The sequence below is a fragment of the Streptomyces sp. NPDC020898 genome (genome assembly GCF_044333925.1).
In the GTDB taxonomy this organism is placed as follows: Bacteria; Actinomycetota; Actinomycetes; order Streptomycetales; family Streptomycetaceae; genus Streptomyces.
In genome coordinates, this window is record NZ_JBIRRV010000014.1 from 108,748 (window position 1) to 129,554 (window position 20,807).

The window sequence follows — 20,807 nt, forward strand, 5'->3', positions numbered from 1 at the left end:
TCACCCTCGTTCCTCACCGTGGCCCGGGCCTGCGGCTGTCGGCATGGGGAGGAGGTGCGGGCGTCTGGCGGTGCGGCCTTCGCCGGTGGAGCGGCCGAGCAGGCGCCTGCCGAGCCAGGGGCCGAGGAAGGCGGCGACCCAGCGAAGTTCTGTGGCGGTGGCGTTCCCTCGGGTGGGCGGAGGTGTTTCCCGAGGGGGCAGGGGGTGTGTCCAGGTGTCGTCGCTGCCCGGCAGGGTGAGGGCGTGCGCGAGGGCAGCGGCGATGCGCTGGTGGCCGAGGGGGCTGGCATGGAGCCGGTCCGGGCTCCACAGGCGGGTGTCGGTGAGCACGGCGTGGTGGCTCGTCTCGGCGACGGTGACCCCATGACGGTGGGCCGCGTGGCGGATGCGGTTGTTGAGGGCGGTCACGCGGGAGCTGAACGGCCGGGCGAGCGGGGTGATGCGCGCGATGTCGGGGAAGGTGAGGGTGACGACACGGGCGCCCTCTGCGGTGAGCGCGGCGAACATCGCCTCCAGGTGGCCCGCGACCTCGTCGGCGTCGAACCGGGGTCGCAGCAGGTCGTTGACCCCGGCGACCACGGTGGCCAGGTCGGGGCGCAGGGCGAGGGCAGGAGCGAGCTGCTCGGCACGGACGGCGCCGGCCAGGCGTCCTCGTACGGCCAGGTTGGCGTACTGCAGACCGGAGTTGTGCGCTGCGAGGTGTTCGGCGAGCCGGTCGGCGAAGCCGCGCAGGCCGACGATGTCGTCGCCGTCGCCGCAGCCCTCGGTCTGGCTGTCGCCCAGGGCGACGTACCGCAGGTAGCCGGGGTCAGTGCCGGGCATGGGTGCCTTGCCTCTCTCGCAGGACGGTTGCCGCGCGTGCGCACCAGTCGCGGTTGCCCTCTTCGAAGGCGAGGCCGCGCAGGCACGTCAAGTAGGGGCCGACGGGTTCGCCGTGGCGCAGGAACTCCGCTTCGGTGCGCTCACCCCGCATGGTGTGCAGCAGCTTGACGCACAGGTCGATCTTGGCCTGGGCGAAGGCGGCACGCTCCGTCAGCTGCGCGATCAGCGTCTCGACCTCGACATGGTCGGCGGCCTGGACCTTGACGAGCAGGTCGTCGCGGATGAAGGAGGGCTTGGCAACGGTGGCCGTGAAGTACTCCAGTTCGGCCAGTCCGGCGTCGGTGACCTTGAACAGGCGCTTGTTGGGCCGGGTGTCCTGGACGACCTCCCGCCCCGTTACCAGCCCGTCCTTCTCCAGTCGGCTCAGTTCGGCGTACAACTGCTGTGGCTGGGCGTACCAGAAGTTCGCCACTCTCAGATCGAATGCCTTGGCCAGCTGATATCCGCTCAGTTCTTCACCGAGCAGCGCCGCCAGGACCGCGTGCCGCAACGCCATCGGATCGCCCCCCTTCCTGCTGCCCCCATCCATGGATACATCTCCATGACAGTCATGAATAAGACTAGTCATATTCATGACTGTATAGACATCACGGCAGGCCCGTCGCGGCCGGGACGGGGAGTACGGTGGGAGTACCGAGCGCACTTCGCACGCCGTCATCCATTTCGGCGTCGCCCTCGGGGAACGGCAAGGCCGGAGCACATCGCGTCCGGATGGAAATGAGCCGCCCCACATGAGTCTGATGAGTCTCGGAGTACTCGCCTCCTCCCGCAAGGAGAACGAGTTCCGGCTGCCGCTGCACCCCCGCCACCTCGACCGGATCGCCCCGGACATACGCGAGAAGATCTTCCTCGAGGAGGGATACGGCCGGCGGTTCGGCGTCGCTGACGACGCGCTGCGCCCCCTCGTGGCCGGCCTGCGCTCCCGCGAGCAGCTCGTCGCCGAGTGCGACATCCTGCTGCTGCCCAAACCGATGCACGACGACATCGCCGAACTGCGCGAGGGCCAGGTGCTGTGGGGATGGCCGCACTGCGTGCAGGACGAGAAGATGACCCAGATCGGCATCGACCGACGGCTGACCCTGATCGCCTGGGAAGCCATGAACCACTGGACCTCCGCAGGTGCTTTTAGCGTCCATGTGTTCCACAAGAACAACGAGCTCGCCGGCTACAGCTCGGTGCTGCACGCCCTCCAGCTCGGCGGACTGACCGGCCACTACGGCCGCCGGCTGCGTGCCGTGGTCATCAGCTTCGGCGCCACGGCGCGCGGAGCGGTCACGGGCCTGGGCGCCATGGGGGTCACCGATGTCACGGTGCTCACCCAGCGCGCCGCCGCGGCGGTGGCCTCGCCGATGCCCTCGGTCGTGATGGCCCACTTCGAGGAGCAGGAGGACGATCCGTCGAAGCTGCGGGCAGTCACCGCGGCCGGTTCCATGCCGCTCGCGGAGTACCTGGCCGGGTTCGACATCATCGTCAACTGTGTCCTGCAGGACACCGACGCGCCGCTCACGTTCGTCACCGACGAGGAACTCGCCCGTTTCCGGCCGGGCACCCTCTTCGTCGACGTCTCATGCGACGAGGGCATGGGCTTCGAATGGGCCCGCCCGACCACCTTCGGCGAGCCCATGTTCACCGTCGGGCCGGGCTGCCACTACTACGGGGTGGATCACAGTCCGTCCCATCTGTGGAACTCCGCGACCTGGGAAATCAGCGAGGCGCTCCTTCCGTACCTGCGCAAGGTCATGCGCGGCCCGGCGGCATGGGACGCCGACGTCACGGTCAGTAAGGCCATCGAGATCCGTGACGGCGTCGTCCAGAACCCGAAGATCCTCTCCTTCCAACACAGGTCAGCCGCCTACCCTCACGCTCCCGAGGTCCCGGAGACTCCGCTGGGTTCGCAGGTCTAGCGTCCCCAGGCGGTGATCCGCCGTCACCGTGGGTGTCCCGCCAGGCTGTCAAGTGGCGGGATTCCCGCGGTTGTTCGTGCCGGCGGTGTGATCCGTCCGGTGTCAGCGGCCCCTGCGTACCCGGGCCGCCGCGCGGGCTTCCGCGGCCTTGCGGGCCTCGGCGGTCTTGCGGGTCTCCTTCGCGGGGCGGCCCGGGCGGGTGCCCATGCCACGGAAGGGGGCGTTGCCGGTGTGGGTCTTCGTCTCGGTCGGCGGGCGTTTCGCGCCGGTGATCGCGGTCAGCTTCTCCTCGCCGGAGCGCACCTGGACGACCGTCGGCCGGATCCCGGCGTCGGTCATCATCCGGTTCACATCGCGCCGCTGGTTGGGGGTGACCAGGGTGACCACCTTGCCGGACTCCCCCGCGCGCGCCGTGCGCCCGCCGCGGTGCAGGTAGTCCTTGGCGTCGGCCGGCGGGTCGACGTTGACGACCAGGTCGAGGGCGTCGATGTGGATGCCCCGCGCAGCAACGTTGGTGGCCACCAGCACGGTGATCGCGCCGTCCTTGAACTGGCCGAGCGTGTGCGTGCGTTGGGGCTGCGATTTCCCGCTGTGCAGGGCGCCGGCCCGTACCCCGCTGGCCCGCAGGTGACGGGTGAACTGGTCCACGCCGGTCTTGGTGTCCAGGAACATCAGCACCCGGCCGTCCCGTGCCGCGATCTCGGTCGCGGTCGCGTACTTGTCGGCGGCGTGGATGTTCAGTACGTGGTGTTCCATCGTGGTGACCGAGCCCGCCACCCGGTCGACCGTGGCGAGCACCGGGTCGTGGAGGTGGTCGCGGACCAGCTGGTCGACGTTGCGGTCGAGCGTCGCCGAGAACAGCAGCCGCTGTCCGTCGGCGGGGAGCTGGTCCATGATGTCCGACACCTGGGGCAGGAACCCCAGGTCGCACATCTGGTCCGCCTCGTCCAGCACCGTGATCCGCACGTGGTTCAGGACGCAGTCCCGGCGGGACACCAGGTCGGTCAGCCGTCCCGGGGTCGCGATGACCACCTCGGCGCCGGTCCGCAGCTCCGCCTGCTGCCGGTTGATCGACAGCCCGCCGACCACCGTCGCCAGTCGTACGTTCAGTGTCCGCGCGTACGGGGCCAGCGCGTCGCCCACCTGCTGCGCGAGTTCCCGGGTCGGCACCAGCACCAGTGCGAGCGGCCGCTTGGCCTCCGCGCGCCGCCCCGCCGTCCGGACGAGGAGTGCGAGCCCGAAGGCGAGCGTCTTGCCGGAGCCGGTCCGCGCACGGCCGAGAACATCGCGGCCGGCCAGCGCGTCGGGCAGGGTCGCCGCCTGGATCGGGAAGGGCTCCGTCACGCCGAGGCCCGTCATCGCCGTCATCAGCTCCGGCGGCAGCCCGAGTGCGTCGAAGGACGCGGCCGGGGGCAGGCCCGGGGACACCGTCTTCGGCGTGGAGAGCTCTCCCTGCAGAGCTGCCGGGCGCTGGGACTTGGCGGCACGGGATGGTCCTGGGGCCGACGACTTGGCGTTCATGGGAGGAACCTTCCTGGTCTGGCGCCCGGAACACACCAGGGCCCGTACCCCTTGGTACGGGCCCCGGCGGTGTCGAAGCGTGGCCCTATTTTATCAGCGGGAACCTGCCGGCCCCGCCGACCTGCGCACCGGACACCGGGGCCGGCCGCCACACCGTCGACGAGTGGCTGTGGCCCCTCACACAGCGCGTTCCATGCAGACCAGCTGGTCCCGTTCGTCCCATGACTCGGTGACGGTGAATCCGAGGCGCTCGTACAGGGCGATCGCGCCGGACCGCCATTTCCACACCGACAGCCGCACGGTGCCGGCGCCGCTCTCGGCAGCATGGACGAGCGCGGCGCCGATCAGCTCGGCCGCGATGCCCCGGCCCCGGAACGCCGGATCCGTCCAGAGCCGCTTGACCTCGGAGCCTTTGTCGACCGGGGCGGTCACCACCAGGCAGCCGACCGCGGTGTCCCCACTCATCGCCAGCAGCACGACATCGTCGACGAACGCAGCCCGCGGATCCGCGATCTCCGCCCGATAGCGGTCCGGCAACGCGTCCACACCGGCGACGGCCTCCCCCTTCTCGGCCTGCGTCTGCAGGTGGTAAGCCGCCAGCAGCCCGGCCGGACCCGCCGGACCGTCCTGGGCGGAAGGGGTCTGACCTGGCCAACGGACGACGGCAACCTCACCTTGATCAGTCATGGCCTCAGCATCACATGGCGTCTGCCAGGACCTGGAGGAGCGTCGGTCTCACCGTTGCGGCGGGACCGGCCGACCGAGAAACCCGGCAAGCCGATCGATGGCCGGAGCGGTCCCCTCGACGGGCTGCGGCTCGGCGAACCGACCCGTTCGGGACTGGGGGGAGGAGAGCTGGACCTGTGCGAACGCCAGGGCCTGCTCGGCCAGGTCTTCGGGCAGCCGGGCGGGGATTCCGGTGGCCCGGTCGAGGTCCCATCCGTGAGCCAGCAGGTCGTACAGGCGGATCTGCAGGCGCTCGGCACCGGTGGCACTCCCCAAGGGGCTGCGGTAGATCCGATCGAGTACCCCGGGACGGGAGAAAGCGGCCTGAAGCAAGGCGCCGGAGGCCCGGAAGGCTCCGGCCGGGTCGTCGCCGAGACGGTCCGTTCCGCGCTCGGGCATCGGGCCGCCCTCGATCAAGGCTGCGAACACCAGGTCCATGCCGACCAGGTGGTCGACCACCTCGCGCACGGTCCACTCCGCACACGGCGTCGGCGCCTTCCACTGCTCGGGACGGATCCCGGCGATGAGGCCGTCGACAGATTCGTAGGCGCGTGCGAGATCTTCGACAGAGGCGGTAACCATCGGGCGAGACTACGGCGGCAACCGTCGGGTGCCCCAACGGTTTTCCTGCCTCGCCCGGTCCTGCCCCCGTTCCCCTGGGCTGTTGTGCCGTCGGTGTTCATCGGACACCGGTCACGCCGACTCGCGGACGATCACCCGTGCCGGTTCGGGGGTGGCGTCGGGGGCCGGCAGGCCCAGCGCTTTGCGTGCGGCGATGCGGCCGATGGCCTCCGCGTCGATGTGCACGCTGGTCAGGGCGGGTGAGAACAGGGACCCGTGCGGGGTGTCGTCGAATCCGATGACGGCGAGGTCCTCGGGTGCCCGCAGCCGGAGGTGCCGCATCGCGGCGAGCGTCACGAAGGCGAGGTCGTCGTTGTAGGCGAGGACGGCGGTCACTGCCGGGTGCTCGGCGCGGAAGGCCCGCAACCGTTCCGCGGCGGCGCCTAGGCCGGTGGGGAGGACCAGCGTCGGGCAGTCGGGCAGGCCGGCGGAGCGGGTGGCCTGCCGGATGAGCCGCTCGCGCAGGCCGGCGAGAGCCTGGAGTTCCGGGGTGTCCGGCATGGCGTTGGCGAGGTGCCGGTGACCCCGCTCGACCAGGTACCGGACCGGGACCTCGGCCTGCGCGGAGAACGCGTCCAGGGACGTCTCGGCGTCGGTGACGAGCGCGTCCGCGCGGCCCGCGTCGCCCAGGTCGATGACGGCCCGGGCGGAGACGGCCTGAGCCACGTCGGAGAGTGCCTGCGAGGAGAGATGGCCGTGCAGCACCAGGAGTACGTGGTCGTGCGACGCGAGTTCGGCGTCGAGGCCCCGGATGTAGCTGCCGAGGCTGCTGCCGGTGGGGACGCCCTCGATGTTGAGCAGGACGATGCGGGACGCCCCTTTGCGCAACGCCTGCGCCGATCCGTTGGGGACGTAGCCGAGCGTGCGCGCGGCCTCCCGCACCCGTTCCCGTGTCTCCTCGGAGACGTGGCCGGCGGCCCCGTTGAGGACGAAGCTCACCGTGGTCTGTGAGACGCCACTGGCCCGGGCGACGTCCTTGGCTGTCGCGCGCGCGGGTCTGCTCACTCACTCACTCCTCGGGCTCGCGCCTCGGGACGGAGGCCGGCGGCGGGCCTCCTGCATGCGGTCCGGTCTGGGGCTTGTGCGGTGTGGGATGCGCTGGTTACCGTACCGCAGGCAGCTGGTAATACGATTTACCAGCGGTGGGACACGTGCTCCGCACGGACCGGATTCGAGGAGAGGCGCCCATGAAGCTCGACCTGGTCGACCCGGAACTGCGCCGCGCCGTCGCGCGGATACCGAGGATGCCGATCCGCCGGAAGTGGGGGCGGCGCGTCGTGCGTGCCCTGGTCCGCCGTCGCGGACCGGGTGCGCCGGTCGAGGGCGTCGGCATCACCGACGTCGATATCGACCGGGGTCAGGGCATCCGCGTGTACACCCCCGCCGGTGGCGGTTCGGGGGCGGCGCTGTTGTGGGTGCACGGCGGTGGGTACGTCATCGGCGACGTCGTCCAGGACGACGCCTTCTGCTCCGCGACGGCCCACGAACTCGGCATCGTCGTCGTCTCGACGAACTACCGCCTCGCCCCGGAACACCCCTTCCCGGCCGCTCTCGACGACGCCTTCGCCGCGTGGCAGTGGCTGCGGGAATCCGCCGGGAAGCTCGGGGTCGACGAGCGGCGCGTCGTCGTCGGGGGTGCCAGCGCGGGCGCGGGTCTGGCCGCCTGCCTGGTGCAGCGGCTGCATGACGCCGGAGGGAGCCAGCCGGTCGGGCAGTGGCTGTTCTCGCCGATGCTCGACGACCGCACCGCCGCGCGCCGTGAGCTCGACCAGGTGCAGCACCGGGTATGGAACAACGCCGCGAACCGGACCGGCTGGGGCGCCTACCTCGGTGCCGGGTCCGGTGACCCTCGTACCCCTGCCTACGCGGTCGCGGCCCGGCGCGCCGACCTGCGTGGACTGCCGCCGGCCTGGATCAGCGTGGGCGACATCGACCTGTTCGCCGACGAGTGCCGTGCCTACGCGCAGCGTCTGCGCGAAGCGGGCGTGGACTGTGCCTTCGACCTCGTCCCCGGCGCTCCCCACGGCTTCGAGGTCTGGGCTCCCGACACACGCATCGCCCGCGGGCTGCTGGAGCGCAGCCGCGGCTGGCTGGGCGCACGGCTGACCGGATCGGCCTCGGCGGTCCCCGGCGAGGCATAGGCCTTCCCCACAACGACCCACGGAGAGCACATGATGCGCACGTCCTTCAACGACGGCTGGCAGGCCCGGCCGAAGGTCAATCCCTTCGCCGAACTGTCCGGCACGAAGGTTCCCTTCCGGCCGGTGACGCTGCCGCACGACGCGATGATCGGACGGGAGCGGGCCGCCCCCGGCGCCGAGGTCACGATGGAGGGGGGCGCCGGCGCGTACTTCCCGGGCGGGACGTACGAGTACCGCAAGTCGTTCTTCGTGGCGGAGGAGCAGCGGGGCAAGCGGATCCTCTTCGAGTTCGAGGGCGTCTACCGTGATGCCGTCGTGTTCGTCAACGGGGACTACGCCGGGCAACGGCCCTTCGGGTACTCGCAGTTCTTCGTCGACGCCGACCGCTTCCTGCGCTTCGGCGAGGACAACGAGATCCGCGTCGAGGCCCGTACCCATCAGGACTCGCGCTGGTACACCGGCGCGGGCATCTACCGCGACACTTGGATGCTCGTCGGCGAGGTGGTCCGGATCTCGCCCGAGGGGGTCCGCGTCACCACCCCCGACATCGACGGGGAGCGGGCCGTGGTCGAGGTCGCGACACGGGTCGAGAACGACTCGATCGCGATCCGTACGGTCGACGTCGTCACGGAGATCCGCGATGCCGACGGGAGCGTCGTCGCGAGCGACGTCTCGAAGGTCACGGTGCTGCCGGGCGAGCCCGCGACCGTACGCCAACGCCTGTACGTCCACGCCCCGTTGCTGTGGAGCCCGGACTCACCCGCCCTGTACACGGCCACCGTGAACCTGGGGGACCTGGACGCCGAGACCGTCACGTTCGGCATCCGTTCGCTGAGCCTGGACCCCGTGCACGGCCTGCGGATCAACGGCGCGACGGTCAAGCTGCGCGGCGCCTGCGTCCACCACGACAACGGCGTCCTGGGCGCGGCGACCTTCGCCCGTGCCGAGGAACGCCGGGTGCGCCTCCTCAAGGAGGCCGGGTTCAACGCGATCCGCATGTCCCACAACCCCATGAGCAAGGCGATGCTCGACGCGTGCGACCGCCTCGGCATGCTCGTGGTGGACGAGGCCTTCGACGTGTGGACGTCCGGCAAGAGCGAGTTCGACTACAGCCTGAGCTTCCCCGAGTGGTGGGAGCGCGACATCGAGGCGATGGTCTCCAAGGACTTCAACCACCCCAGCGTCATTTTCTACTCGATCGGCAACGAGATCCCCGAGACCGGCTCGCCCCTCGGCGCGGCATGGGGACGCAAACTCGCCGAGAAGGTCCGCTCGTCGGACGGCACGCGCTACGTCACCAACGCGGTGAACGGCATGCTCGCCGTCATGTCCGAACTGGGCAAGCTGCGCCGGCAGTCGGAGGAGAAGGCGGCCGACGCGGGTGAGAGCAAGGGCGCGGGCGAGGAGAAGGGCATCAACACCCTCATGGCCGACGCCGGGGACATGATGAACGCCATCAGTGCCTCCGGTCTCGTGACCGAGAAGACGGCCGAGTCCTTCGCCGTCCTCGACGTGGCCGGCATGAACTACGCCGAGGCCCGCTACGCCCTGGACCGCGACCTGTTCCCCAACCGGATCATTCTCGGCACCGAGACCTTCCCCACCCGCATCGACGGCAACTGGCGGCTGGTCGGGCAACACGGCCATGTCATCGGCGACTTCACCTGGACGGGCTGGGACTACCTCGGCGAGGTCGGCATCGGCCGCCCCCAGTACCTCACTCCTGACGCTCCCCGCCCCTCCCACACCGCTCCCTATCCCTACCTGGTCGCGGGCTGCGGCGACCTCGACATCACCGGCCACCGCCGCCCCGCCTCCTACTACCGCGAGATCGTCTTCGGCCTGCGCACACAGCCCTATGTCGCGGTCCGACGGCCGGAGCACCACGGCAGGACGTACGCGGGGACCCCGTGGGCGTGGAGCGACACTCTCGCCTCCTGGACCTGGCCGGGCTTCGAGGGCTCCCCGGTCACCGTCGAGGTCTACGGCGACGCCGACGAGGTCGAACTCCTTGTCAACGGCCGCTCCCTCGGGCGCCGGCCGGTGGGCGAGGACCACCGTTTCCGCACCGGGTTCGACACGACGTACGAGCCCGGCGAACTCCTCGCGGTCGCCTACCGCGACGGCACCGAAACCGGCCGTCACACCCTGCGCTCCGCGACCGGTCCGGTGCGGCTGCGTGCCGAGGCCGACCGCACGGTCGTCACCACGGACGGCGGCGACCTCGCGTACGTCACCCTCACGCTCACCGACGCGGACGGCACCCTGCACACCGCCGCCGACCGGCCGGTGAGCCTCGAAGTCTCCGGCGCGGGCGTCCTGTTGGGCTTCGGCAGCGCCGATCCGGCCTCCGAGGAACGCTTCGACGCCACCGAACGCCGTACCTACGAAGGCCGCGTCCTCGCCGTCCTCCGTCCGACCGGGCCCGGCGAAATCCTCCTCACCGCCACCGCACCCGAATGCGAACGCATCGAAATCCTGGTCTCCGTGAAGTAAAGGACGATGTCCGTACCGGCCGGGCACGGTGCGCACCGTTACGTCCTGCGGATGAGAGGCTGACCGAGTCCCGCCTCCGTGTTCGCCGATGAACTTCCCTGATGAACGTGTCTGATGAACTCCCTTTAAGAACAAGGAGCGTTCGTGCCCGAGCCGCAACCCGTACCGCAGGCAGTACTGAGCCCGCTCACCGGCTCCGCCGTCTTCCTGGTCATGACCGTCGATCCAGGCGGGGAGCCGGTCGTACGGGAACTGCTGACCGACCTCAGCGGTCTGGTGCGGGCCGTCGGATTCCGGATCCCCGAAGGGGAGCTGACCTGCGTCACGGGCATCGGCTCCGACGCCTGGGACCGGCTGTTCACCGGTCCCAGGCCGGCCGAGCTGCATCCCTTCCGCGAAGTGGCCGGCGCCCGGCACACCGCCCCCGCCACCCCGGGTGACCTGCTGTTCCACATCAAGGCCCGGCAGACGGACCTGTGCTTCGAGCTGGCCACACAGCTGATGGAGCGGCTGCGCGGGGCGGTGACCGTTCGCGACGAGGTGTCGGGGTTCAAGTACTTCGACGAACGTGATCTGCTCGGTTTCGTCGACGGGACCGAGAACCCGACCGGAGCCGCCGCGGACAACGCCGTCGTCATCGGTGCCGTCGATCCGGAACAGGACCCGGACTTCACCGGCGGCAGCTATGTCATCGTGCAGAAGTACCTGCACGACCTGCCCGGGTGGAACGCCCTGCCGGTCGAGGCACAGGAACGGGCGGTCGGCCGCCACAAGCTCTCCGACATCGAACTGCCCGACGACCTCAAGCCCGCCGACTCGCACGTCGCGCTCACCACGATCAACGATCCGGACGGCACGGAACGCCAGATCCTGCGCAGCAACATGCCCTTCGGAGCCCCCGGACGCGGCGAGTTCGGCACGTATTTCATCGGCTACGCCAATACCCCGTCGGTCATCGAGCGCATGCTGGAGAACATGTTCGTCGGCGATCCGCCGGGCAGTCACGACCGGCTGCTCGACTTCTCCACAGCGGTCACCGGCAGCCTGTTCCACGTACCCACCACCGACTTCCTCGACGACCCGCCCGCCGCACCGGAACCGGCGGCCGGTGCACGGGCCGACGGATCCCTGTCGGCGGGACAGTCCTGAGCAACCGTTCGTTCGCGCCGGGGCGTTGTCAGTGGTGCCGTGCAGGATGTGGGGCATGACCACAACAGCAGCAGTGATCGTGGATGCCTCCGCCTACGCCCAGGCGGTCGAGGACGCCGTGCAGGCGTCGGCCGCCTACTACACGGGCGGTACCTCGGTGCTCGACGACGACGCGTACGACCGGCTGGTACGCGGCATCGCGGCATGGGAGGCCGAGCATCCCGACCAGGTGCTGTCCGGCTCGCCGACCGGCAAGGTCGCCGGTGGCGCCGTGGAGGGCGATGTCCCGCACACGGTGGCGATGCTGAGCCTGGACAACGTGTTCTCCCCGGACGAGTTCACGGCGTGGACCGCGTCGTTGGCCCGCCGTATCGGCCACGACGCGGAGCGGTTCAGTGTCGAGCCGAAGCTCGACGGCCTCGCTATCGCCGCCCGCTACACCAAGGGCCGCCTCACCCGGCTGATCACCCGGGGCGACGGGACAGCCGGGGAGGACGTCTCGCACGCCGCCGGCACCGTCGAGGGGCTCCCCGGGGAACTGGCCGAACCCGTCACCGTGGAAGTACGCGGCGAAGTCCTGATGACCAGCGCCCAGTTCGAGCACGCCAACGAGGTCCGCACCGCGCACGGCGGGGCACCGTTCGCGAATCCGCGCAACGCCGCCGCGGGCACCCTGCGTGCCAAGGACCGCGCCTACACCGTGCCGATGACGTTCTTCGCCTACGGCCTGCTTCCGCTGACCGGCACCGAGGCCGGGCTCGCCGCACGGCTCGGCGAGCTCGCGCACAGCGACCTCATGGCGCTGGCCGGCGAGTACGGGGTGAACACCACCGCGACCACCGCCGTGCCGGGCATCGCCACCGACACCGTCGACGCGGTGCTGGACCGCGTCAAGGAGATCGCCGCGCTGCGCGCCGAGTTGCCGTTCGGGATCGACGGGATCGTCATCAAGGCCGACCGGGCCGCCGACCAGCAGGCGGCCGGATCCGGTTCGCGGGCCCCGCGCTGGGCGATCGCCTACAAGCTGCCCGCCGTGGAGAAGATCACCCGGCTGCTGGCGGTGGAGTGGAACGTGGGCCGCACCGGGATCATCGCCCCGCGCGGTGTGCTGGAGCCGGTCGAGATCGACGGCTCCACCATCACCTACGCGACCCTCCACAACCCCGGCGACATCACCCGCCGTGACCTGCGCCTGGGCGACCATGTAATGGTCCACCGCGCCGGCGATGTCATCCCCCGGGTCGAAGCTCCGGTCGCCCATCTGCGCACCGGCGAGGAGCAGCCGATCGTCTTCCCCGAGGTGTGTCCGCGGTGCGGCTCGGCCATCGACACCAGCGAGCAGCGCTGGCGCTGCGAGAACGGCCGCAACTGCCATCTGGTGGCCGCCCTCTCCTACGCCGCCGGCCGCGATCAGCTCGACATCGAAGGCCTCGGCCACACCCGCGTCGTCCAGCTCGTCGACGCGGGCCTGGTGAAGGATCTCGCCGACCTGTTCGCCCTCACCCGGGAGCAGTTGCTGGACCTGGAGCGGATGGGTGAGACCAGTACCGACAACCTCCTGTCGGCGATCGGCGCGGCAAAGGGCCGGCCGCTGTCGCGGGTGCTGTGCGCGCTCGGGGTGCGCGGCACCGGCCGGTCCATGTCCCGCCGTATCGCCCGGCATTTCGCCACCATGGACGGCATCCGTGCGGCGGACGCCGACGCGATGCGTCAGGTCGACGGCATCGGCACCGAGAAGGCGCCGTCCATCGTCAACGAACTCGTCGAACTCGCCCCGCTCATCGACAGACTCGTCGCAGCCGGGGTGAACATGACCGAGCCCGGCGCCACCCCGCCGTCCGCCGCGACCGCGGAGTCCGAGACGGAGGCCGGCTCGGACGGCTCGGACGGCACGGAGCCGGTGGGCGGGCCACTGGCCGGTATGGCCGTCGTGGTGACGGGTGCGATGACCGGTGTCCTGGAGAAGCTCAGCCGTAACCAGATGAACGAACTCATCGAATCCGCCGGCGGCCGGTCCTCCTCCAGCGTGTCCAGGAAGACCAGCCTGGTCGTCGCCGGAGACGGTGCCGGATCCAAGCGCGTCAAGGCGGAGACTCTCGGCATCCGCCTTGCCACCCCGGACGAGTTCGCCGCCCTCGTCGCCGACTTCATCGGCTGACCCGGCCCGCGACGGCCCCTCAGCGTTCGGTCTTCTGCAGAGCCGGCTCGGGTGTCCGGTCCGCGACCTGGGCGTCCGTGTCTCCGCTGTGGTGCTTGGCCCGCTGGATCTGCTCGTAGACGTGGGCGCGCAGTTCGGCGAAGCGAGGGCTGGCGCGGGTGTGCAGCTGGTCGCGTTCGTCGGGGAGGTCGATGGTGAGGTCCTCCTGGACGACGGTCGGCGACTTGGACAGGATCACGGTGCGCTGGCCGAGGTAGACGGCCTCGTCGATGTCGTGGGTGACGAACAGGACGGTGACGCCCAGTTCGCGCCACAAATGCCGGATGAGGTCCTCGAGTTCGGCGCGGGTCTGTGCGTCGACGGCCGCGAAGGGCTCGTCCATGAGCAGGACCTTCGGTTCGTACGCGACGGCGCGGGCGATGGCGACGCGCTGCTGCATGCCTCCGGACAGCTGCCAGGGGTAGGCCTCGTGGGCGTCGGCGAGACCGACCACTTCCAGCGCGTGGTCGACGAGTTCCCGCTCGCGGGCCTTGCCGAGCTTCTTGCGGCGCAGCGGCAGTGCGACGTTGTCGCGGACGTTCTTCCAGGCGAACAGGGAGCGGCCGTACTCCTGGAAGACGACGGCCATGCCGGCCGGGGGTCCGTCGACCGGGCGTCCGTCCAGGAGCACTTCGCCGTCGGTGGGGGCGAGCAGTCCCGCCATGCACTTCAGCAGCGTGGTCTTGCCGCATCCCGAGGGCCCGACCAGGCAGACGAGTTCACCGGCGTCGAGGTGGAAGGTGAGGTTCCGCAGGGCTTCGACATTGCGGTTCCGTCCGGTGTAGATCTTCTGCAGGTTGCGTACGTCGAGCATCGACGGCTCCGTTTCAGGGGTTGCGCTGGGCTCGGCGCAGGCCGTGGTACCAGGCCAGGGCGCGGTTCTCGGCGAAGCGGAAGAGCAGGGACAGGAGGAAGCCGAGGATGCCGAGCAGCAGGACACCGCTCCACATCTCGGGGATGGCGAACGAGCGCTGGAACTGGACGATCGTGAAGCCCAGGCCGTTGGTGGCGGCGAACATCTCACTGATGACCATGAGGATGATGCCGATCGACAGGGCCTGGCGCATGCCCGTGACGATCTGCGGGCTCGCCGCGCGCAGCACCAGGTGCTGCAGTCGGGCGATCCCGGTGATGCCGTAGGACCGGCAGGTGTCGCTGAGCACCTCGTCCGTGGCGCGGACGCCCTCGACGGTGTTGAGCAGGATCGGCCATACGCAGCCGCTGACGATGACGAGCACCTTCATGGTGTCGCCGATGCCCGCGAACAGCATGATCACCGGTACGAGTACGGGCGGCGGGATGGCCCGGAAGAGTTCGAGGACCGGTTCCAGGACGTCGCGTACGGCCCGCCGCATGCCGACCAGCAGGCCGAGGCCCACTCCGATCACCACCGCGAGGAGGTAGCCGGCGGTGAGGCGCAGGAGGCTCGGTACGACGTCGGACAGCAGCCGCTCCGCCGTCCAGACCTTCCCGAAGGCTTCCAGGATGGTGGCGAGCGGCGGGACGTAGAAGTCGGTGCTGTCGGCGGTGGCGTACCACCACACGGCGAAGAGGACGGCGGGCAGGCCCAGGACGAGCAGGGCGCGTCGCAGGACGGTGAGGACGGTCATACGGTCACCCCTGTGCGTACGGACTGGTGCCAGTGCAGTGCCCGTCGCTCGACCGCCCGTGCCACCAGGTTGACGGCGACGCCGAGCAGCCCGGTGACCAGGACGAGGGCGTAGACCTGCGGTACGGCTCCGGAGGTCTGGGCGACGGCGATCTCCTGGCCGAGACCGGGTGCGCCGATGACGAGTTCGGCGGTGACGGCGAGGATGAGCGCCACGGTGGCGGCCAGCCGTACGCCCGTCATCACGTACGGCAGCGCGGTGGGCCACATGACGTGGCGCAGCCGTCCCCAGGTGCCGAGCTGATAGCTGCGGGCGGTGTCGTCGGCGACCGGGTCGACGTCCTGGATGCCGGCCAGGACCTGGACGATGACCTGCCAGAAGGCGGCGTACACCACGAGCAGCAGCTTCGACCTGAGGTCGGCGCCGTAGAGGAGGACGGCGACGGGGATCAGGGCGACGGACGGGATGGGGCGCAGGAACTCGATGGTGGAGGCGGTGACCGCGCGCAGGACGGGGACGGAGCCGATGACCAGGCCGACCGCCACGCCCGCCACGACGGAGATGGCCAGGCCGAGGCCCCAGCCGGTGAGGGTGTCGCCGAGCGCGGTCCAGAATGTCTGTTCGGCGAGCAGCTGCCACAGCGCGCGGAGGGTCTCCGAGGCCGGTGGCAGATAGTCGGCCGACACCAGGCCGGTGTGCGGCAGCACTTCGAGCAGCGCGACGAGCCCGGCCAGGCCGGCCAGGCCGCGCAGCGGGGTGACGGCCCGCTCCGGCAACCGCCGGGCGGGAGCACCGCCGGGACCGGTGCCGGTCCCGGCGGTGACCGCCGTGGTGGTGATGGCGGGGCGGGTCATGAGAACAGGGCGTTCAGGTCGGGCTTCTTGCCGTCGAAGAGTCCGTCCGTCTCCCCGAGGGCGGCGAGCTTCTCCAGCGAGGCCATGTCGATCTGGGCCGGCCAGGCGGGCAGCGTGAGCGTGTTCAGGACGTCGCCGCTGATCTTCGTGTAGGTGGTGAGGATCTGGCGTGCCTCGTCCGGGTGGTCGGTGGCGTACTGCAGCGACTCACTCATGGCCTCGGCGAACTTCTTGACGAGGTCCGGCTTCTGCTTCGTGAGCTGGGTGGAGGTGAAGTACGTCGCCACGGTGAGTTTCGGGTCCGTCTCGGCGAACGGCGAGGCCACGACGCGGGCGCCCTGCGCCTTGGCGACCGTCATCGCGGGGTCCCCCATCCAGGCGGCGTCCACGCGTCCGCCGTCCAGTGCGGCCGGCATCTGGTCGAACGGCATCTCGACGAACTTGACCTTGTCCGGGTCGCCGCCGGCCAGCCGGACCGATTCGCGCACGGTGGTGGACCCGATGTTCTGCAGGGTGTTGACGGCGACCGTGCGGCCGGCGAGGTCCTTGGCCGACTTGATCGGGCTGTCCTTCTTGACGGCCACCCCGGTGACATCGGCCCCGACCTTGCCGTTGGAGGCCGCACCGTTGACGACGGACTTGATCGGTACGCCCTTGACCTGGGCGATCATCAGCGACGTGGTGTTGCTGAACCCGAACTGGAACTGGTCGCTCACCACTCCGGGGATGATCGCCGCGCCGCCCTGGGCGCTCACCATCTCCAGTTCGATGCCGCGGCTGCTGAAGAACCCCTTCTTCTGGCCCAGGTAGAGCGGGGCCACATCGATGATGGGGATGATGCCGACCTTGACCTGGGTGGTCTTGGTGCCGTCCGGGGACGACGAACCACTCTCCGCAGGGTCCGACGACCCGCATCCGGCCGCGCCCACGACCGTGATCAGTACTGCGGCAAGCCCGAGAACGCGCCTCTGCATGGGCCTCTCCTGACGTAGGCAACTCTGAATGTGGAACATCCCGAGCTGACGGAGTCCGGCGGAGAAACCCTGGCTGCCGCGGTCGCGACTCGTCAGCTCATTCGAATGTTGTGCACTTTCTTGACGGCCGCAATGTACACACCTATCTTCGCGCTGTCAGTACTCCGGACAAGAGAGGCCCCGACAGCTGATGACCTCACCCGTCGAGGAGGCCCCCACCGGACCTCAACTGCGCCCGCAGGCGCTCATGTTCGCCTTCTTCGGCGGCTACGTTCTGGAGGAGCGGCTCGGGCCCGTGTACTCGGGCAGCATCATCGATGTCCTCGCCCGCGCCGGGGTCGGGGAACACGCCGTCCGCTCCACCCTCACCCGCATGGTCAACCAGGGTCTGCTGCGGCGCCGGCGGCAGGGGCGCAGGATGCACTTCGGCCTGACCGCACCGGCGGCAGAGATCCTCTGGGACGGAAAGAAACGCCTCTGGGAGACCGGTGCCGTCAACGACGACTGGGACGGCACCTGGACACTGCTCGGCTTCTCGCTGCCGGAGTCCTGGCAGCGCCAGCGGCACGATCTGCGCTCCCGGCTCACCTGGTCGGGCTTCGGCGCCCTGTACAGCGGGCTGTGGATCGCGCCCGGCGACATCGACGTCTCCTCACTCGTCTCCGAGCTCGGCCTCGCCGCGCACGTCAAGGTCTTCCACGCGACGGCCGACGAGGCCACCGACATCGGGCTGATGATCCGCGACACCTGGGACCTGGGCGGCCTCGGCGCCCGCTACGCCGACTTCGACCAGCGCTGGTCCACCTGGCCCGGCACCGCTTCCGGCGACCCGCTCGGCACCCGGCTGCGTCTGATCAGCGAATGGCTCGGCATCATCCGCACGGATCCACGGCTGCCCGCCCGCCACCTGCCCGCCGACTGGCCGGCCCGCCCGGCCCAGGAGACCTTCCGCCGCATCGCGGACCACACCGAGGCCCCCGCCCGCCGGCTGGCCGGCGAACTCGTCGACTCACTGCTCGACGCCTGACATCGGGTCACACCTGTCACCGATGCCCGGTCGCCGTGTCAGGTCTGCCGCAACGGCTCGTACGCGTCCGCGCCGATACCGAACGTCCAGGCCACCCCCTCACGGGCCGTACGGGTCGTCGGCGGCACCCGCAGCCAGTAGGTGCGGCTCGTACCGTCCGGTTCCGGTGTGGAGTTGACGACCTCGACCATCACCACGTCCTCGTCACCGACGAGTTCGACCCGCCACAGCACCCCCGTCTCGTCGCGGTGGACGGGTTTCGCGCCGGACTCCTCCAGGTACCGGTCGTAGCCGTAGAACTCCAGCATCACCCGGCGGAGTTCGGCGTTCTCCTCGCCCCGGATCCGTTCCGGAGTCAGTGCGGTCAGCTCGTCCAGGAAGTCCCGGGGAACGGGCATACCGCGCCAGGCGTACAGCTCGAACCCGTCCGCGTAGCCGAGCGCCGGGCCGTCGCCCCGGTCCAGGCGTCCCGCTTCGTCGCGGTGCAGGGCCAGCGGGCGTTCGCTGACGATCGCCACCTTCTCGTAGGGCCACCACCAGCCCGCGTCGCGCGCCACGGCGGCCAGGCCGGCCAGGGGGCTGTCGTCGCCGGACCCGAACGCGCACAGCCAGGCCGCGTCGTGCTGTCCCAGCGCGGCGTCCAGAAGCAACAGGCGCACCCGCACCTCCTCCTGACGGTCGCCGGCGAGTTCCTCGACGATTCCCGCGCGCACCCGGTCGACCAGCATGCGGGTCGACTCCCACAGGCCGGCCCCCGTGGCACGCCAGTGGCCGCTCCACCTCTCCGGGCCCAACCGCGCATGCAGCCGCGCCCGTTCGGCCGCCCAGGGCGCGCCCAGCACGGCGTCGCGGACACCGCCGCCGAGGGGGCCCAGCGGCGAACCGTCCGGACGCGTGCCCGACATGAGCATCCGCACCGCCTCGCGGGGCGAGCGCGCCCACACGATGCGGTCGGGTTCCGGCAGTCCGGCACACCGGTAGGCGAGCCGGACGCCTTCCTCGGCCGCCGCCCGGTCCCCCGGTCCCGTCGCTGTCGCCGCCGCCCGCCAACTGCCCTGGTCCATCAACGCCGTTCCTCTCCCACGTCCTGTGCCGGGCCGCGTATCCGTGCCGCCCGGTCCGGTCCTTCGTTCCGCCCGTGTGCCCCGGTGCTGTCAGTCGGCGACGATCCGCACCGAACCCGGCACGTACTCCCGCTGCCGGATCACCCGGTACCAGCCCTTCGGGAGCGGGATCGGCGCGTGCTCCTCGTGCACGACACGGGCTCCCTCGGGGACGTGCAGCAGCATCGGCCCGAACACGCCGGCCTCCCGGATCAGCCGTCCCGGACCGGCCACCGCATGGGCGTGACCGGTGACTTCGCCGAGCGCCAGAACGAGTCTGCCGCGACCGTCACGTGGCTCGGACGCCGCGTCGACGGCGTACTCCGGCACCGCGTCCTCGGACAGCGCCACGATCAGAACGTCTCCTTGCCGGTACATGGGTCTCCCTCCCGATGCGGCACGTGGTGTGTGCCATGCGAACGACCGTAGAGGCGACCACTGACATTCAGTCCTCGCCGAAGGGCCGTCGGGCCCGGCAGGAGGCCCCTGTTCGCGGCGTTGTCAGTGGGGCTTGGTAGAACTCCTCTACCTGGACGTGGTCGGCGCGCGCCGGGCCGAGGACCACCACAGCCGATCCACCGGCCGCAGCACCAGGGAGCAGGCACGCATGACCATCGGAAGCCACCTCGAGGAATTCCACGACCTGCCGGCCTTCACCTTTCCCGGCACCGGTGACGCGCCGGCCGACGTGTCCGCCCTTCCGTCGCCCGAGTCCGTCGCCTGGCGCATCGCCGTGGACTCCTACGACGCCAAGGAGGAGTGGGAGGAGGCCTTCGCCCGCTTCCTGGACACCGTCGACACCAGGCAGGTCCGCGCCCTGATCGTCGGCGCGTGGAGCGAGGTGTACGACAGCGCTCCCGACGCGGTGATCAAGGCGCTCGTGGCGGCTCGCGACAGACTGCCCGCCCTGCGCGGTCTGTTCTTCGCCGACATCGTGATGGAGGAGTGCGAGATCTCCTGGATCGTCCAGGGCGACGTCGGCCCGCTCCTGGAGGCCTTTCCCGACCTGGAGGAGTTCGGAGTCCGCGGCGGCAACCAGTTGGTCTTCCCCGCCGTCCGGCACGAGCGGCTGCGCACGCTGACCGTCGAGACCGGCGGTATGCCCGTCGAGGCGGTGCGCGGGATCGCCGGCAGCGATCTGCCCGCCCTCGTCGAACTCGACCTGTGGCTGGGCACGTCCGAGTACGGCGGCGATGCCGACGTGTCCGACCTGGAGCCCTTCTTCGCGGGCACCAGGCTGCCGAGCCTCACCTGTCTCAGGCTGCGCAACAGCGAGATCCAGGACGCCGTCTGCGCGGCGCTCGCGTCCGCTCCCGTGGTGGCGCGTCTGCAGATTCTCGACGTCTCGATGGGCGTCCTCACCGACGACGGTGCGACGGCACTGCTGACCGGTCAGCCGTTGACGCACCTCAAGGAGCTCGACCTCTCCCACAACTACCTCAGTGAAGCCCTGCGCACCCGGCTGCTGGAGACGCTGGAGCCCGCCGGTGTGGAGGTCGACGCCGGTGCCGACGACGCCGACTCCGACGAGGAGGACGACGGCACGGTCTGGCGTTTCGTCGCGGTGGGCGAATAGCGCACCGGGTCCGGACGAAGGCACGA

19 protein-coding genes are annotated in these 20,807 nt (G+C 70.4%); 7 read left to right on the plus strand and 12 right to left on the minus strand.

Going from position 1 to position 20,807, the window contains the following annotated elements:
- Complete coding sequence (locus ACH4TV_RS34905) at positions 1 to 822, minus strand: SGNH/GDSL hydrolase family protein (RefSeq protein WP_398405269.1); 822 nt, start codon at positions 820 to 822, stop codon at positions 1 to 3.
- Positions 809 to 1,378 carry a PadR family transcriptional regulator gene (locus tag ACH4TV_RS34910; protein WP_398405270.1) on the minus strand — a complete coding sequence of 190 codons (570 nt, stop codon included), beginning with the start codon at positions 1,376 to 1,378 and terminating at the stop codon, positions 809 to 811. The genes ACH4TV_RS34905 and ACH4TV_RS34910 overlap by 14 nt, the downstream gene beginning before the upstream one ends.
- 235 nt (positions 1,379 to 1,613) lie before the next feature.
- Between ACH4TV_RS34910 and ACH4TV_RS34915 the strand changes: the two genes are divergently transcribed.
- Positions 1,614 to 2,786 carry a N(5)-(carboxyethyl)ornithine synthase gene (locus ACH4TV_RS34915; protein WP_398405271.1) on the plus strand — a complete coding sequence of 391 codons (1,173 nt, stop codon included), beginning with the start codon at positions 1,614 to 1,616 and terminating at the stop codon, positions 2,784 to 2,786.
- A gap of 102 nt (positions 2,787 to 2,888) precedes the next feature.
- Here the strand turns inward: ACH4TV_RS34915 and ACH4TV_RS34920 are convergent, their stop codons facing one another.
- From ACH4TV_RS34920 to ACH4TV_RS34935, 4 genes are all read right to left on the minus strand, one after another.
- A complete protein-coding gene (locus ACH4TV_RS34920; protein ID WP_398405272.1) occupies positions 2,889 to 4,307 on the minus strand; it encodes a DEAD/DEAH box helicase in 1,419 nt (472 codons plus the stop codon).
- A gap of 177 nt (positions 4,308 to 4,484) precedes the next feature.
- A complete protein-coding gene (locus ACH4TV_RS34925; RefSeq protein WP_398405273.1) occupies positions 4,485 to 4,994 on the minus strand; it encodes a GNAT family N-acetyltransferase in 510 nt (169 codons plus the stop codon).
- A gap of 48 nt (positions 4,995 to 5,042) precedes the next feature.
- On the minus strand, positions 5,043 to 5,615 hold the full coding sequence (locus ACH4TV_RS34930; protein ID WP_398405274.1) for a TIGR03086 family metal-binding protein: 573 nt from the start codon (positions 5,613 to 5,615) through the stop codon (positions 5,043 to 5,045).
- Between the two features lie 111 nt (positions 5,616 to 5,726).
- Complete coding sequence (locus ACH4TV_RS34935; RefSeq protein WP_398405275.1) at positions 5,727 to 6,659, minus strand: LacI family DNA-binding transcriptional regulator; 933 nt, start codon at positions 6,657 to 6,659, stop codon at positions 5,727 to 5,729.
- 182 nt (positions 6,660 to 6,841) lie between these two features.
- On the opposite strand from ACH4TV_RS34935, the gene ACH4TV_RS34940 reads away from it, so the two are divergent.
- From ACH4TV_RS34940 to ligA, 4 genes are all read left to right on the plus strand, one after another.
- Complete coding sequence (locus tag ACH4TV_RS34940; RefSeq protein ID WP_398405276.1) at positions 6,842 to 7,795, plus strand: alpha/beta hydrolase; 954 nt, start codon at positions 6,842 to 6,844, stop codon at positions 7,793 to 7,795.
- 30 nt (positions 7,796 to 7,825) lie between these two features.
- Positions 7,826 to 10,291: a glycoside hydrolase family 2 TIM barrel-domain containing protein gene (locus ACH4TV_RS34945; RefSeq protein WP_398405277.1), complete on the plus strand. Its 2,466-nt coding sequence runs from the start codon at positions 7,826 to 7,828 to the stop codon at positions 10,289 to 10,291.
- A gap of 144 nt (positions 10,292 to 10,435) precedes the next feature.
- A complete protein-coding gene (locus tag ACH4TV_RS34950; protein ID WP_398405278.1) occupies positions 10,436 to 11,440 on the plus strand; it encodes a Dyp-type peroxidase in 1,005 nt (334 codons plus the stop codon).
- A 55-nt stretch (positions 11,441 to 11,495) separates the two neighbouring features.
- On the plus strand, positions 11,496 to 13,598 hold the full coding sequence (gene ligA, locus ACH4TV_RS34955; protein ID WP_398405279.1) for an NAD-dependent DNA ligase LigA: 2,103 nt from the start codon (positions 11,496 to 11,498) through the stop codon (positions 13,596 to 13,598).
- Between the two features lie 19 nt (positions 13,599 to 13,617).
- Here the strand turns inward: ligA and ACH4TV_RS34960 are convergent, their stop codons facing one another.
- The 4 genes from ACH4TV_RS34960 to ACH4TV_RS34975 are packed head-to-tail and all read right to left on the minus strand — an operon-like array spanning position 13,618 to position 17,075.
- Positions 13,618 to 14,451, minus strand: a complete 834-nt coding sequence (locus tag ACH4TV_RS34960) for an ABC transporter ATP-binding protein (RefSeq protein ID WP_398405280.1) — start codon at positions 14,449 to 14,451, stop codon at positions 13,618 to 13,620.
- Positions 14,452 to 14,464: 13 nt separating this feature from the next.
- Entirely contained in the window at positions 14,465 to 15,247 is a 783-nt protein-coding gene (locus ACH4TV_RS34965) for an ABC transporter permease (RefSeq protein ID WP_398405282.1), read from the minus strand.
- Positions 15,244 to 16,101 carry an ABC transporter permease gene (locus ACH4TV_RS34970; protein WP_398405283.1) on the minus strand — a complete coding sequence of 286 codons (858 nt, stop codon included), beginning with the start codon at positions 16,099 to 16,101 and terminating at the stop codon, positions 15,244 to 15,246. The genes ACH4TV_RS34965 and ACH4TV_RS34970 overlap by 4 nt, the downstream gene beginning before the upstream one ends.
- Positions 16,098 to 17,075 (minus strand): ABC transporter substrate-binding protein, encoded by a 978-nt coding sequence (locus ACH4TV_RS34975; protein WP_398405284.1) that lies wholly within the window; start codon positions 17,073 to 17,075, stop codon positions 16,098 to 16,100. Before ACH4TV_RS34975 ends, ACH4TV_RS34970 begins: the two co-directional genes overlap by 4 nt.
- Positions 17,076 to 17,265: 190 nt before the next feature.
- Between ACH4TV_RS34975 and ACH4TV_RS34980 the strand changes: the two genes are divergently transcribed.
- A complete protein-coding gene (locus ACH4TV_RS34980) occupies positions 17,266 to 18,102 on the plus strand; it encodes a PaaX family transcriptional regulator C-terminal domain-containing protein (RefSeq protein ID WP_398405285.1) in 837 nt (278 codons plus the stop codon).
- A 38-nt stretch (positions 18,103 to 18,140) separates the two neighbouring features.
- Here ACH4TV_RS34980 and ACH4TV_RS34985 read toward each other — a convergent pair whose 3' ends face one another.
- Both ACH4TV_RS34985 and ACH4TV_RS34990 read right to left on the minus strand, forming a co-directional pair.
- Positions 18,141 to 19,166 (minus strand): DUF6745 domain-containing protein, encoded by a 1,026-nt coding sequence (locus ACH4TV_RS34985; protein ID WP_398405286.1) that lies wholly within the window; start codon positions 19,164 to 19,166, stop codon positions 18,141 to 18,143.
- Positions 19,167 to 19,256: 90 nt separating this feature from the next.
- Entirely contained in the window at positions 19,257 to 19,583 is a 327-nt protein-coding gene (locus tag ACH4TV_RS34990) for a hypothetical protein (RefSeq protein ID WP_398405287.1), read from the minus strand.
- Between the two features lie 229 nt (positions 19,584 to 19,812).
- Between ACH4TV_RS34990 and ACH4TV_RS34995 the strand changes: the two genes are divergently transcribed.
- Positions 19,813 to 20,781 (plus strand): STM4015 family protein, encoded by a 969-nt coding sequence (locus tag ACH4TV_RS34995; RefSeq protein WP_398405288.1) that lies wholly within the window; start codon positions 19,813 to 19,815, stop codon positions 20,779 to 20,781.
- Positions 20,782 to 20,807 lie beyond the last annotated feature (26 nt).